The following is a 14,324-nucleotide window of genomic DNA, read 5'->3' as shown; positions in this document are numbered from 1 at the left end:
TAAGTAAAGATTATGAAAGATTACCCCAAACCTCGGAGACATTTATCTATATTGCGATGATTCGGATTATGGTCAGACGATTGGCATGATTTTTGACTGGTTTTGACTTTTAAAACATCCTCTTAGAAGTTAGGAATATCTGCTAATAAAAACAAAATTTGTATAACTTGATTCTAAATTAGGTATCGTTCGGAGTTAGAATAACGAAATTGTCTGAAATTGTGGTTAAAGCTACAAAAAATTGTTACAAGAACTAACTAATACCGTATTTCCAGCCTCGGTCTTCCGACTAGAGAGTGGTTTAACGTTTATTCATCAAGAAATTTCCACTACTCCTGTAGTTGTGGCGGATGTTTGGGTGCGTGCTGGAGCAAGCCTAGAGCCAAAACCGTGGTTCGGCATGGCGCACTTTTTAGAACATATGATTTTTAAAGGTACGGCGACACTACCCCCTGGAATGTTCGATTACAAAGTTGAAAACCGGGGTGGCGTGAGTAATGCAGCGACAAGTTATGATTATGCTCATTATTCACTCACCACAGCTGCTCCTTATTTAAAAGATACTCTGCCCTATTTGGGAGAACTACTGCTCAATGCCGCAATTCCAGAAGATGAATTTAGCCGCGAACGGGACGTGGTGCTAGAGGAAATTCGCTCTTGTCATGACGATTCCGACTGGATAGGATTCCAAACTCTGATTCAAAGCATCTATCCGCATCACCCTTACGGACGTTCGGTATTGGGTACTGAGCAAGAACTGATGCAGCAGTCACCAGAAGCAATGCGCTGTTTTCACCGCACTCACTATCAGCCGGAAAACATGACGGTGGTAATTGCAGGGGGTATAGCTCAAGAGCCAGCTTGGGAAATGGTAAATCATTCATTTGCTGATTTTGGCGATCGCTCTAATTGTCCGCAGTTTGAGAAAATGACAAAGCCAGTAATAACAAAAATTCAGCGTCAAGAAGTGTGTTTACCACGCATAGAGCAAGGGCGATTGTTGATGGCGTGGCTGGTACCCGGAGTAGAGGAAATCCGCACTGGCTTTGGTTTAGATTTGTTGTCGGCGTTATTAGCAGAAGGGCGGACTTCACGTTTAGTGCGCGATTTGCGAGAAGATTTGCAATTGGTACAGGGAATTTGCAGTAGTTTTTCTCTACAACGGGAGTCAAGTTTATTTACAATTACTGCTTGGTTAGAACCAGAAAATTTGGAGGAAGTTGAGTCCTTAATTTGCACTCATTTGGATAATTTGCAAACTAGAGGAATTAGTGAACAGGAACTTGCCCGCACACGCAGACTGCTGTGTAACGAATATGCGTTTTCTACCGAAACGCCAAATCAGCTTACGGGGCTTTATGGGTATTACAATACCATCGCCGAAGCTGAATTAGCTGTGACATATCCCCAGCAGATTCAGTCTTTTGATGCCCAAGAACTGCAAAAATTAGCTAAACAGTATCTCTCACCGCAGAATTACGCAGTTACTGTACTTAAACCGTGTTAGTCATTAGTCATTAGTCATTAGCAAAAGATAAATGACTAGGACTTACGCAACTGGCATATTATTTTTAGTTTGTAGTGAGGACTTTAGTCCTCTTTCATCAGGGCTGTTCGCGGAGCGTTCCCGTAGGGTAGCCCTTACTACAAACTAAAAGCTTTTATTTTTTGTGACACTTGCCTAATGACAAATGACAAAAGACAAAAGACAAATGACAAAAGACAAAAGACAAAAGACAAAGGACAAATGATAAATGACAACCTTGCTGCAAAAATCGCCTATCCATCGCACCGTATTGAACAATGGTATTGTTGTGCTGGTGGCAGAAAATCCTGCTGCGGACATTATTGCGGCGCGAATCTTTGTGCGTGCTGGTAGTTGTAACGAAAACCGGGAGCAAGCAGGGTTGGCACATTTGTTATCAGCAGTGATGACAAAGGGATGCGATGGACTTTCTAGCTTGGAAATTGCCGAAATTGTCGAGTCTGTAGGGGCGAGTTTGAGTACCGATGCTAGCACTGATTATTTTTTGCTATCTTTCAAAACGGTAACATCCGATTTTGCCGAAATTTTACCATTGGCAGGGCGGATTTTGCGATCGCCTACTTTTCCCGAAACTCAAGTGGAACTAGAACGGCGTTTAGCACTCCAAGATATTCGTTCCCAAAAAGAGCAACCCTTCAATGTCGCCTTTGAACAAATGCGGCAGGTAATGTACCAAAATCATCCCTATGGGATGTCCGTGCTGGGAGATGAAACCACCATCAGCCGCTTAACTCGTGAGGATTTAGTGGAGTATCACCAGACTCATTTCCGTCCAGATAATGTAGTAATTAGTATTGCTGGTAGGGTAACACCTACAGATGCAGTAGCATTGGTGGACAAGGTTTTTGGTGATTGGCAAACTACAGCCCAAGCACTGCCAATACTGAATTTACCTGAGATTAAGGTGGAACCGCAGGTAAGGGTGAAACCAATACAAACACAACAATCAATCGTGATGCTCGGTTATTTGGGAACATCGGTGAATTCTGTTGACTACGCCCCACTGAAGTTGCTGTGTACCTACTTGGGAAATGGCCTTTCTAGTCGCTTGTTTGTCGAATTGCGAGAAAAACGAGGTTTAGCTTACGAAGTATCTGCATTTTACTCCACAAGGCTATTTCCAGCATCCTTTGTGGTTTACATAGGTACAGCACCGGAGAATACCAGCATTGCCCTAGAAGGACTGCGTACAGAAGTAGATTTGTTGTGTACCAGGGAAGTATCCGAAAGCGCACTTCAAGCTGCTAAAAACAAGATCCTGGGGCAATACGCCTTGGGTAAACAAACGAACGGGCAAATTGCTCAAATATACGGCTGGTATGAAATTTTGGGCTTAGGAATTGATTTTGACATCAAGTTTCAAGAATTGATTGCGGCTGTCAGTGCCAAGGATGCCATCGCTTCAGCTTGTAAGTATTTAAAAGAGCCTTACTTGTCTTTAGTTGGTCAAGAAGAAGCAATTAATCGAGCGATCGCGTAACTGAAAATGTGCGATTATGAATCCAGCAGCTGTTTTTTAGACCAAGCGGCTGTACTATTAGCATGAGAATATTCTGGGAGTAAATTCCATGCAAAGCAGCCTGACAGCAAGTATTTTGAGTTACTTAAAATTACTAAAGCCAACTGTAAATCGCTGTAGAATGGAAAAACGGCAAAAGGGTTGGTGGCCAAAGAGGTCTAAATCTTTATTAGCCATTGAAATACTCTTGTTCTCCACTACACCTCTCTTGATTGCCTCCTCTGCTGTAGTATCAATAGCAGCGCCACCAAAAATTGCTCAACTAAATCCTGGAAATAGCATCACCCGCCCTACCCTCAAAGTTGGTAGTCAAGGTGAACGCGTTGCTGAACTTCAGGCAGCTCTAAAACTTTTGGGTTTTTACTTTGGCGCTGTAGATGGCGCATATAGTGAGAATACAGCTAGTGCTGTTGCCCGGTTTAAACAAGCAGCTGGCTTGAATCCAGATGGCATCGTTGATACCAACACTTGGCAACGACTTTTCCCAAAAGAACCGGCAGTCGCATCAACTGTTCCTTCATCGCAGCCAAGATTTAACTCAGCTACGAATTTTCCGGTTCCAAACCAGACTAGCAACCTCATCAATGTGGTAAATCCTAACCTCAACCCTCCAAGACAAGCTGTAACACAAGTTCCGACTAGCGCTGAACCAAGACCTACTACCCCAAGAAAAGCTGTAACACAAGTTCCGACTAACCCGGAACCAAGACCCGCTACCCCAAGAAAAACTACAACTTCAAGCACACAAAAAACGCCGAATCGTACTACATCAACTACTCGAACTCAGTCAACTACACGGACTAGGCAAACTACTCGAACTCAGTCAAATACAAGTACTAAGCGAACTCCTGGTATTCAATACACCTCAGAAGGAATGCCAATTTTGCGTATAGGATTACGTGGTTCTGAAGTTATTAAGTTGCAACAACAACTTAAAAAGCTTGGTTTCTTGAAAGGCGATGCCGATGGAGACTTTGGCGAGACAACCGAAGCAGCCGTGAAAGCTGTACAAAAGCGCTATGGTTTAGAAGCTGACGGCGTAGTTGGTGGTTCTACCTGGGAGGTTATTTTGCGACGTTGAATTTCCCCCTTCCCGCATCGGGAAGGGGGTTAGGGGGTTGTGTTTTTGGTGGACTTTTCCACATAACCTGAATTGTCAGAAGGCAGAAGTGGTATAGTGAACTACCCCACCCCCTAGTGAGTATTCGGAATCAGCCGACCACAGGGATAAGTTGCTGTTTGCTGTGAAGCGCTTTCAGCAACTGCTGCTGGAATCTGATCCGATGATCGGGTTTTGGCTGCTAGATAGTCTTTTTGCAGTTTCTCTAAAATGGCTTCTCGCCTGTCGTACACACGTTTCAAGGGACGAGGCTGGCATTTGTTCAAGACATACGCTGTTACCAATGGTAGAGCGATGGTGCTATCGGTATAACAAACAATTGTGTTAGGTAACTCATCTGGGTCAATCTTACCCCAGCTGACGGCTTCCGATGGGGTTGCTCCAGACAAACCGCCTGTATCTGGGCGCGCATCAGTAAACTGCACGAAGTAATCGTGTCCTCGTTCTTCTAATCCCAAGACCTCGTGGAGTTGCGGTTGAGTTTGTAGTAAAAAGTTCTTAGGACTACCGCCACCGAGAATTACAGCCGCACTTTTACCTCCTGATTCACGGGCATTATATGCGATCGCAGCTGTCTCATTCACGTCAATTGATGGATCGATCACCAACTGCGAACCTTCCAAAGCCAAAGCTGCTACGTTCATCCCAATTGAGCTATCTCCTGGAGAAGAGGTATATATAGGCACACCATACTCATAAGCCGTAGCCAGCAAGCAGGAATGCTGCACACCCAATTGCTTTTCTACTTCCCGAACATATTTACCTAGTAAATGGTGAAACTCAGCTGTTCCCATCCGCTTCTGAAAGGCTTCCCCTTGCAGAATCTTGCGGATGAAGGCATCAGTTTCTAGCAGCACATCGTAACCAAAGATAATGTCATAAATGCGAATAGTGCCTTCTTGGCGCAGTTTCACATCATCCAAAAACGGATTACCAGCAAAGAGTTCAAAACCCAATCCGTAGTGCATATCATGGTAAAGATTTGCACCAGTGCTAATCATCCAGTCAATAAAGCCGTTGCGAATTAAAGGTGCAAGGGCTGAAACCCCGAATCCTGCTGGTGTCATCGCACCGGATAGGCTAACTCCCACAGTTACACCTTCTGTTAGCACATCACGAGTTAGTAATTGGCAGATTTCCCGCAACCGTGCTGAGTTGTAAGCGGTGAAGTATTGATCAATCAAGTCCACCACCCCGATATCATTTGATATCGGTGTAGGTGCTATTCTTTGACCCAGCTGTTTAGACATTTTGGCACTCCTGAACAGTAGACACGCCGAATCTAATGTTATCTAGCTTTCAACCAAAGTGACAGCAATTTAACTATAGGACTAGTATTTGATTTTTGAAATACACGTAGGGTGTGTGTGTTAGCGCAGAAAGTACGGCACTACACGCTTAGAATGGTGCGTTACGCTTTGCTAACGCACCCTACATGACTACTGAGATTTTTTCAGAAATCAAATATGATTCCTATAGTACACTGCTGTGGAGAAAAAGGAGCGATGTCTGCGGCGGTAAACTACCCATTCAGGAGTGCTGGTAACTCATCCACCCTGATCACATATAATTCTCTATTTGTATAAAAATATATACAAACTTCAATCATATCAATAAAAAATTTTATTTTACATACGTCTAACGATAGATAGATTTTATTAAAGAAATAGTTTAGATTTGTAACAAGTTACACACAACTAGGTAAAACACATGGCCAACATCATTGACACCGCCACTAATAATGGTTCTTTCACGACACTAGTTGCAGCAATCGAAGCAGCTGGTCTAGTAGATACACTGAAAGGCCCTGGCCCATTTACCGTTTTTGCACCCACTGATGAAGCGTTTAACAAGCTTCCCGCAGGTACAGTAGACGCATTATTGAAAGATATTCCAAAGCTCAAGAAAATCTTGACCTATCATGTTGTATCAGGCAAGGTACTGGCTGCTGATGTAGTTAAACTGAAGACAGCTAAAACTGTTGAAGGTTCAGATGTAAAAATTGATGCTTCTAATGGTGTTAAGATCAATGATGCAACAGTTGCAGCAGCAGATGTTGCTGCTGATAACGGTGTCATCCACGTAATTGATACCGTTTTGATTCCTGCATAAGCAAACTTCACAATAGCGAATTCTTAACGGGTCGCAAAAGTTACCACCTTCAATGTACTCATAAGGTGGAGATTGTGAGCGGGTAATGAGGATTGCATCCAGTATTGTTCTTTTGCACAGCAAAAACAAATACTGGATGTATGACTGTTTCCCCAAAACTTTCTGTCCATCTAGATAGCGTCTAGATGGATTTATTGTTTGATCAGACGTAATCAAATTTTTAGTTTTGCCAAACCCAAATAGCGGATACCTTCGGGGGAAATGTCAAAACGGCAAGGTAAGACTTCTAAACCAAGAGCGATCGCATCACGTAATAATTTACCATATATAGGATCTGTGCGATCGCCAGGGGAAAACTCGGTGCAATCACTGCGATTGATAAAGTAAAGCATCACCGCACGAGTTAAAGGTAGCAGCGCCATTAGTTCTCGCAAGTGCTTTTGTCCTCTTGTAGTCTCCGTGTCAGGAAATAGGGCTAATCTCCCATCAGAAAAAGTTGTATTTTTCACTTCTAAATAAATCGGGCGTTCCTCATCACTCCCCGTCAAGAAAAAATCCACTCGACTTTTTTTATCTAGTCCATAAACCACTTCACCTTTGATTTGGCTATAGTCGCCCAATTCTGGGAAAAGGTGTTTCGCTAAAGCTAACTTTACCACCCGATTGGGCAAAAAAGTATTTATGCCTACCCAAGTTGGCTCGTTGTCATGTACCTGAATTAGTTCTAAGGTGTAAGCCAATTTGCGGTTAAGATTATCGCTTTTGGAAAGCTGTACCGCACTTTGGGGAGTCGATACTCCAGTCATTGGCCCTGTGTTGGGACAGTGTGCTGTCACTATCTCGCCAGAAGTAAGTTGAACGTCAGCAAAAAACCGCTTGTAGCGTTTTAGCAGAATACCTGGATATAGAGGTGGGTAACGGTAAAGCCAATCAATCATTATGGAACCTTGTTGCTCCTATTGACACTCCCCGCGATAAATCGACGGGGATTCTTGGTTCAACGAGACCACTTCAACTAGGTTCCTTGCGTTACCTAGCCCAGAGGTGGGACTCTCCCCAAGCGTTAACTTTGGGTATGCCCTACCCTAGTTGCATTGCTGCAAGTCCTGTTTAGTTTGAAACTATTTGTTTCAAAAATCTGAGTCGTCTAGCTCCTATAAATCTTTTACCTACTGCTAGGAGGAAACTAGAACAATGCAGTAGAACCGCATAGATTTAATTATCAAGGTTCAGTGCTTTGTCTTTCGACTCGTGGTTTTTTAAGTGGTTGATTACCTTTCCACTATCATTAGTATAGTATATTGGTACACTAAATTAATTGAAAGAAAGCCGTCGTAGAACGACGGGGCTTTAAACCCAATTTTTCGGTAAATATACGTCGATTCCTTCCCCAACATCAGCCAATACGCTTGGGATAAGACTAAAACCCTTGTCCAGTGGACAGTGTAGAGACGTTGCATTGCAACGTCTCTACAGGCCTATGGTTCTCCAGAAAATCCTTAACCCAAGCGTATTGCACCATCAGCAAATCTTTTCAGCAGAAACTCATACGTAGAGCGACGCAAATAAAGCTAACTGGCTAAGGCTGTCACTTGTCATTTGTCCTTGTTCATTTATAAGGGTTTAAGGTATATTTACGTTTCGTAATATAGTTGGGTTTATTCTTGCCAATTTACTTACACCGATGGGTAGTACTGCGCCTTGTGACAGAATTTGAAGAACTTTATATATCATAGAATGTCAATTTTTGTAGTCAAAATTACGACAGTTTAATAAAAAGTAGCATATACTAATTGTTATAATCCTCTCAAGAAAAAAATTGGGAGGGTTAGCAATACTGTTGGGTTAAGAATACTCGTAGGTTGGGTTGAGGAACGAAACCCAACATTTTCTTTCTCTTTGTTGGGTTTCGCTTACGCTCAACCCAACCTACACATTTTTATTTTTAGTCTTAACCGAACCGTATTGGGAGGGTTGGAACGTGTAAGGAAGTAAATCCTATGCAAAAAGTGCAGACATCAACGGAATTAGAATATGCTTTTTTGTTTACACTAAGAAAAGTAAATTCGATCAATCCAGAAGGTTTCAAGCCATTTTTTAGTAATATGCCTATTGACCCTTACATCAAAGGCAATTATCGTTCTAGAAGATTATCTCGGTTCACTGTATCTGGAAATCAGGTAATTAAATTAGTTCATGGCTACCTCTTTCAAAGTAAAGAGTATAATCCATTAGCGGGTGATATAAAAAGAGAGTTTGCAGAATTAGATGATGCACTCATAGAACTTGATATTTTTAGAAATCTTGTCTTAGCATTTAGTGATTCTTGTAAACTTCATCCGGAAGCTGAAATCGGAGTTCATCAAATCAGAACTGTTTGCTCTCCAGATAATTTGGGTAATCCTGCACCTGAAGGTATTCATCAAGATGGTACTGATTTTATTGGGATTTTCTCAGTAGATAGAGATAATATTGAAGGTGGAGAAACACATTTATATACTGCCAAAAAACAAAAGCCTGTATTTAGCAAAGTTCTAAATCCAGGAGAATTATTATTGGTTAATGATCATGATTTTTTCCACTTTACGACTCCGATAAAACCACAGACTGATGCTCAAGGAAGTAGGGATGTTTTTGTGCTGACTTCTCCTAGTTTACTTTCAGAATAATTTTAGTCAACTGGAAATATTTTAGAATCTAGGAGATATGGGGAATTGAATGTAGTCATTTCCCCAGTTTTTTTTTATTTGGGATTGGAAATAATGGTGTTGATATATAGCGGTGCTAAGTAGGTTGGTGCAATTAAAGTTAACTGGCTAAGTACAATATTTCATAAATTCGTAGCGAATTCTCTTTGCGTTCCTTTGCGCTTCCCTTTGCGCCCCTTTGCGTTTAAATTTCAACCCTCAATTCACCACGAATTAATGCTGCATCTGTACTAAGGCTGTCATTTGTCATTGGTCATTAGTAAAGGTTTTAAGCTTATTTACGTTTCGTAACATACTTGAATTTTTTCGCACCAACGTACTTAGAGGATGTTTTAAAAGTGGTTGGCTGTATCTTTGCACTTTTAGATCCCCCCTAACCCCCCGATAAATTGGGGGAAGAATCAAAGTCCCCCAATTTATCGGGGGGAACTGGAATCAAGGGTGAGTGCATAGGTTAGACTACGAAACAAACCTACTGGAATTCAACTAACTGAATCAATCAAACAAATGCCATGAATGACGAATTCTACAATAGAGGATTGGAAAAGGCTAGGCGAAAAGACTACGCAGGAGCAATTGAGGAATTTAACCGTGCTTTACAACTGACACCTTATTTTGCCGAAGCTTACTTGCAAAGGGGTTTAGCATATTATGACTCAGGTGCAATCCTTAAAGCTGTTTCAGATTATACCGAAGCTCTGAAGCTGAATCCTGAAAGTGTAGATGCATATTTTTGTCGTGGATTGGCTAGGGTAGGGCTGAAAAATTTATCGGGGGCGCTAGACGATGTTGAACGCGCTATTCGTCTCAATCTCAATTATGCTGCTGCTTATAATTTGCGGGGAATGGTGCGGCGCAAACAGGGTTATATTCAAGATGCGATCGCTAACTTTAAAAAGGCTGCACAATTATATCTAGAGCAACAAGATAAAGAGAACTGTCGTCTGTGTCTAGAACGAATTAAACAGCTACAACCCCAAAAATTACCTGCTATTGAGAAATCGCGTTCCACCAATGGGCCAATTTTATCCACCAATGATTATTTCACGCAATTATTAGCAAAGGCTGAAAAGGGAAATACCCAAGAGGCACTCGCCGATTTAAACTGGGTATTAAAAGCTGATCCGCAAGATGCCCAAGCTTACTGCTGTCGTGGGGTTGTGCGTTGCAAAATGGGTAATTATCGAGAAGCGATCGCAGATTTTAATCAAGCATTGCGACTAAATTTTCCAGATGCCATTGTCTATCGCAACCGAGGTAAAGCCCGTTCTATCTTGGGAGATCATCAAGGAGCGATCGCGGATCTTAACCAAGCACTCCAGATGCAACCTCAAGATCCCTTAGTATATATTGCCAGAGGTAATGCTTATCGAGCAACAGGGAATTATCTGGATGCAATTCAAGATTACACCCAAGCGCTCCAAATCAATCCCGATCATGCTCAAGCTTACTACAATCGCGGCATTGCCTATACTTGCATAGAAGAAATGCAGAACGCCGTAGAGAATTATCAACGGGCGGCGAGTATCTTTTGTGAACAAGAAGATTGGGAAAATTATCAACAAGTCTTAAGTAGCTTAGAAAAAATCCAGAAATTTAGTCCCCAGTCAAAAAAGCAAAAATATCACCTGCTAAGTCAGCGACTTTTGCGAATGGTTGGGGGATACTGGGAAATTGCTGAACGATTAATTCAGCAAAAGCAGGATTACCATCCTGGGATGTCAGACGAGTGGTATTTGCAAAAAGTCATTGATGATTTAGAGCGCGATCGCAATAGATAAAATCAGGTAGACAAGTAGTAGTTGGCTGCTATGCAAACAGAGTTTATCTCCGTACTGACGTTCCAAAACGTAGTAGTCTATCAAATCAATGAAACCTGAGTAAATAATTTTAGTCCTTGTAGTAAGTACGTTGGTGCGAAAAAACCGTTCAATCTTCAAAGCCCCTCTCCGCCTCGGAGAGGGGTTTGGGGAGAGGTCTACCGACTTGTGTATACACCGTAGCCAATTTATCGGGGGTTAGGGGGGATCAACAAGTGCCTAAAATCACACTCAAATACTTTTCAAACATCCTCTTAGGCTTGATGAATATCTTTTAAGGTTAAAATAATCAAGCTTTTCCAGAGCTACATTCCCCATCTCACAGATAAAATCTCTATATGAACGCCACACAAGAAAAATTAAAAGCTCAGGTTAAGCAGGCTTTAATCGCGGCTTTTGGCGCTGACTTGGCTGAAGCAGATCCAATCTTGGTTCCTGCTAGCAATCCTAAATTTGGCGATTATCAGGCGAATGTGGCTTTATCTCTCAGTAAAAAGTTAGGAAAGCAACCAAGAGCGATCGCCTCTGCGATCGTTGATCAATTAGATGTATCCGAAATCTGCGAACCGCCAGAAATTGCTGGGCCAGGATTTATCAATCTCAAACTGAAAACGGCATACTTAGAAGCACAACTCAATGAGATTCAAGCTGATCCCAGACTAGGAGTTCTGGCTGCGAAAACGCCGAAGCGGGAAATTGTGGATTTTTCCAGTCCCAATATTGCTAAAGAAATGCACGTCGGACACTTGCGTTCGACGATTATTGGTGATTCCATCGCCCGAATTTTAGAATTTCAAGGACACGATGTACTGCGGTTAAATCATGTCGGTGATTGGGGTACGCAGTTTGGGATGTTAATCGCCGATCTGCGGGAAGTTTACCCAGACGCGCTTACTACCGCTAATGCTTTAGATATTGGGGATTTAGTCTCTTTTTATCGCAAAGCCAAACTGCGGTTTGATACAGATGAAACTTTTCAAGAAACAGCACGCCAAGAAGTTGTCGCATTACAAGCAGGTGCAGAAGATACACTCCATGCTTGGAAACTACTGTGTGAACAGTCGCGGCGGGAGTTTCAAATAATCTATGACTTGCTGGATGTTCAAATAATTGAACGCGGAGAATCTTTTTATAACCCTTTATTATCTGGGGTTGTGGAAGATTTAGAAAAATCTGGGTTACTGGTAGAAAACCAGGGTGCAAAATGCGTTTTTCTGGAAGGGTTTACCAATAGAGAAGGTGAACCTTTGCCCTTAATTGTGCAAAAATCAGATGGCGGTTATAACTACGCCACAACTGATTTAGCATCCCTCCGCTACCGGATTCAGCAGGATCAAGCAAAACGGATAATTTATGTAACCGATGCTGGACAAGGAAACCACTTTGCCCAATTTTTCCAGGTAGCAGGCAAAGCTGGCTGGATTCCCGATGATGTGGAATTAGTTCATGTTCCCTTTGGGTTGGTGTTAGGAGAAGATGGCAAGAAATTCAAAACTCGTTCTGGGGATACTGTACGGTTGCGAGATTTATTAGATGAAGCGATCGCTCGTACCGATGCTGACCTAAAAACTAGATTACAAGAAGAAGAACGCCAAGAAACTGAAGAATTTATTAATGAAGTTGCTAGGGTGGTTGGCATCAGTGCAGTTAAGTATGCAGACTTAAGCCAAAACCGCACCAGTAACTACATCTTCAGCTACGACAAAATGCTGGATCTCAAAGGTAATACGGCGCCCTATATGCTGTATGCTTATGCCCGAATTCAGGGAATTAGTCGCAAGGGTGATATTAACTTTAAGGAGTTGGGAAACAATGCCGTTTTGTTGCAGCATGAAACGGAATTAGCGCTAGCAAAATATTTACTTCAACTGGATGAGGTTATTAGTAGTGTAGAGCAAGACTTGCTGCCCAATCGTTTATGTGAGTATTTGTATGAACTGAGTAAAAAGTTTAATCAGTTTTATGATCGCAATCAGGGAGTTCAGGTGTTGGAGGCGGAAGAACCCCAGCGAACATCGCGCTTGGTTTTATGTGATTTGACTGCTAGAACTCTGAAGTTGGGATTGTCTTTGTTGGGAATTCAGGTATTGGAGAGGATGTAATATTTTTTTTAACGCATAGGCGCTTCTCTACGAGACGCTACGCGAACGCCTTCCCGTAGGGTAGGTACGCTGAGGTAACGCAAAGGTACGCAGAGTAAGAGTGAAGTTAAAGCTGATTTTTTTCTTTGTGTCTTTTGCGGTTTGTTAATTTAGAATTGCTGGACTTGGAGGCGATCGCTTATGGTACGGACACCATCTAAAAACATAACTTTGGCAGAGTTTCTAATGTTACCAGAAACTAAGCCCGCTAGTGAATATATCGATGGAAAAATTATTCAAAAACCTATGGCACAGGGAGAACATAGCACTATTCAAGGTGAATTGATTATTTTTATTAATGCTGTCTTGAAACCCCAAAAACTTGCACGAGCATATCCAGAACTGCGCTGTACATTTGGTGGCAGATCAATTATCCCAGATGTCGCAGTATTTACTTGGGAGAGAATACCTCGCAAAGAAAATGGCAAAACCCAAATAAGTACGTTGGTGCGAAAAAATCAAGTATATTACGAAACGTAAATAAGCTTAAAACCCTTACTAATGACAAATGACGAATGACAAATGACAAATGACGAATGACAAATGACAAATGACAAATGACAAATGACAGCCTTAGAGGATGTTTGAAAAGTATTTGACTGTGATTTTAGACACTTGTTGATCCCCCCTAACCCCCCTTAAAAAGGGGGGGAATCAGAATCAAAGTCCCCCTTGTTAAGGGGGATTTAGGGGGATCTGGAACGTTTTGATACCTACAATAGGACTTTTCAAACACCCTCTTAGCCAGTTGACTTTAATTGCGCCGACCTACTTATGTCAAATCATCCTCAAGCAATCGCTGGAATACATGAGCTGAATCAGGAAATAGACCAAGTACAACCGATTTTCTGGGTAGGAATCGGTTGTAAACGGGGAACCTCATGGGAGTTGATGGATTGGGCAATTGAGCAAGTGTTTCGAGAAAATCAACTTTTTGAAAGTGCGATCGCAGGTATTGCTACCATTGACACTAAAGCCTCAGAAATTGGTTTAGTAGAACTGTGTCACCTCCGCAATTTGCCCCTCAAAACCTTTTCTGCGGAAATTCTTCGCTCTGTCTATGTTCCCAACCCTAGTACAGTTACCAACCACAAAGTAGGTACAGCTAGTGTAGCAGAAGCAGCTGCTATTCTGGCAGCCTCTCAACTCACATCTTTGACTGTTTTTCCCTCTACAAACATAGAGGAACTGCGCGTGAAGTTCTTAGTTCCTAAAGCAATTTTTCAGCTACAAGGGCAACCAGGAGCTGTAACACTAGCTGTTACCCAAACTTTTTCTAGCCAACAACTCTCAAAAAATAGTTAATTATGCTAGAAACAATAGCTAGGACAATTGAACCTAACAAAGCAGGTAAAAAG

General features: G+C 42.0%; 10 protein-coding genes and 3 pseudogenes. 10 read left to right on the top strand and 3 right to left on the bottom strand.

The features are described from left to right. The 4 genes and pseudogenes from LC605_RS25715 to LC605_RS25700 form a co-directional block, all read left to right on the top strand. Positions 1-89, top strand: a pseudogene (locus LC605_RS25715) (IS5/IS1182 family transposase); the annotation flags it as partial. A gap of 152 nt (positions 90-241) precedes the next feature. Beyond that, positions 242-1,507, top strand: coding sequence for a pitrilysin family protein (locus LC605_RS25710; RefSeq protein WP_229550332.1), 1,266 nt, complete (start codon positions 242-244; stop codon positions 1,505-1,507). 247 nt (positions 1,508-1,754) lie between these two features. Next, on the top strand, positions 1,755-3,026 hold the full coding sequence (locus LC605_RS25705) for a pitrilysin family protein (protein WP_229550331.1): 1,272 nt from the start codon (positions 1,755-1,757) through the stop codon (positions 3,024-3,026). A gap of 88 nt (positions 3,027-3,114) precedes the next feature. Continuing rightward, on the top strand, positions 3,115-4,146 hold the full coding sequence (locus LC605_RS25700; protein WP_229550330.1) for a peptidoglycan-binding protein: 1,032 nt from the start codon (positions 3,115-3,117) through the stop codon (positions 4,144-4,146). Between the two features lie 113 nt (positions 4,147-4,259). Here LC605_RS25700 and speY read toward each other — a convergent pair whose 3' ends face one another. Continuing rightward, positions 4,260-5,435, bottom strand: coding sequence for a deoxyhypusine synthase (speY, locus tag LC605_RS25695; RefSeq protein WP_229550329.1), 1,176 nt, complete (start codon positions 5,433-5,435; stop codon positions 4,260-4,262). Between the two features lie 460 nt (positions 5,436-5,895). Between speY and LC605_RS25690 the strand changes: the two genes are divergently transcribed. Further along, a complete protein-coding gene (locus tag LC605_RS25690; RefSeq protein ID WP_229550328.1) occupies positions 5,896-6,297 on the top strand; it encodes a fasciclin domain-containing protein in 402 nt (133 codons plus the stop codon). A gap of 212 nt (positions 6,298-6,509) precedes the next feature. Here LC605_RS25690 and sfsA read toward each other — a convergent pair whose 3' ends face one another. Continuing rightward, positions 6,510-7,235, bottom strand: coding sequence for a DNA/RNA nuclease SfsA (sfsA, locus tag LC605_RS25685; RefSeq protein WP_229550327.1), 726 nt, complete (start codon positions 7,233-7,235; stop codon positions 6,510-6,512). Positions 7,236-8,297: 1,062 nt separating this feature from the next. On the opposite strand from sfsA, the gene LC605_RS25680 reads away from it, so the two are divergent. The 5 genes and pseudogenes from LC605_RS25680 (at position 8,298) to LC605_RS25660 (ending at position 14,271) form a co-directional block, all read left to right on the top strand. Continuing rightward, positions 8,298-8,966: a 2OG-Fe dioxygenase family protein gene (locus tag LC605_RS25680; RefSeq protein ID WP_229550326.1), complete on the top strand. Its 669-nt coding sequence runs from the start codon at positions 8,298-8,300 to the stop codon at positions 8,964-8,966. Positions 8,967-9,517: 551 nt separating this feature from the next. After that, on the top strand, positions 9,518-10,786 hold the full coding sequence (locus LC605_RS25675) for a tetratricopeptide repeat protein (RefSeq protein ID WP_229550325.1): 1,269 nt from the start codon (positions 9,518-9,520) through the stop codon (positions 10,784-10,786). Between the two features lie 377 nt (positions 10,787-11,163). Then, a complete protein-coding gene (gene argS / locus LC605_RS25670; RefSeq protein WP_229550324.1) occupies positions 11,164-12,927 on the top strand; it encodes an arginine--tRNA ligase in 1,764 nt (587 codons plus the stop codon). A 180-nt stretch (positions 12,928-13,107) separates the two neighbouring features. After that, a pseudogene (locus tag LC605_RS25665) lies at positions 13,108-13,392 on the top strand (Uma2 family endonuclease); the annotation flags it as partial. 348 nt (positions 13,393-13,740) lie between these two features. Continuing rightward, the gene (locus LC605_RS25660; protein WP_229550323.1) at positions 13,741-14,271 is read left to right on the top strand and encodes a cobalamin biosynthesis protein; all 531 of its coding nucleotides are present in this window, start codon (positions 13,741-13,743) and stop codon (positions 14,269-14,271) included. Here the strand turns inward: LC605_RS25660 and LC605_RS25655 are convergent. Continuing rightward, positions 14,243-14,324, bottom strand: a pseudogene (locus LC605_RS25655) (phage holin family protein); the annotation flags it as partial. The gene LC605_RS25660 and the pseudogene LC605_RS25655 sit on opposite strands and share 29 nt — an antisense overlap.

Origin of the sequence: Nostoc sp. CHAB 5836 (genome assembly GCF_020829445.1) — a bacterium.
In the GTDB taxonomy this organism is placed as follows: Bacteria; Cyanobacteriota; Cyanobacteriia; order Cyanobacteriales; family Nostocaceae; genus Nostoc.
The sequence above is the reverse complement of the archived record's forward strand: the minus strand, read 5'-3'. Positions and strand labels throughout refer to the sequence as shown.

Bases quoted from the DNA above. Each gene is read 5' to 3' on its own strand.
- LC605_RS25660 (WP_229550323.1), top strand. From the start codon at position 13,741: ATGTCAAATCATCCTCAAGCAATCGCTGGAATACATGAGCTGAATCAG.
- argS (WP_229550324.1), top strand. From the start codon at position 11,164: ATGAACGCCACACAAGAAAAATTAAAAGCTCAGGTTAAGCAGGCTTTA.
- LC605_RS25705 (WP_229550331.1), top strand. From the start codon at position 1,755: ATGACAACCTTGCTGCAAAAATCGCCTATCCATCGCACCGTATTGAAC.
- speY (WP_229550329.1), bottom strand. From the start codon at position 5,435: ATGTCTAAACAGCTGGGTCAAAGAATAGCACCTACACCGATATCAAAT.
- LC605_RS25675 (WP_229550325.1), top strand. From the start codon at position 9,518: ATGAATGACGAATTCTACAATAGAGGATTGGAAAAGGCTAGGCGAAAA.
- sfsA (WP_229550327.1), bottom strand. From the start codon at position 7,235: ATGATTGATTGGCTTTACCGTTACCCACCTCTATATCCAGGTATTCTG.
- LC605_RS25690 (WP_229550328.1), top strand. From the start codon at position 5,896: ATGGCCAACATCATTGACACCGCCACTAATAATGGTTCTTTCACGACA.
- LC605_RS25680 (WP_229550326.1), top strand. From the start codon at position 8,298: ATGCAAAAAGTGCAGACATCAACGGAATTAGAATATGCTTTTTTGTTT.
- LC605_RS25700 (WP_229550330.1), top strand. From the start codon at position 3,115: ATGCAAAGCAGCCTGACAGCAAGTATTTTGAGTTACTTAAAATTACTA.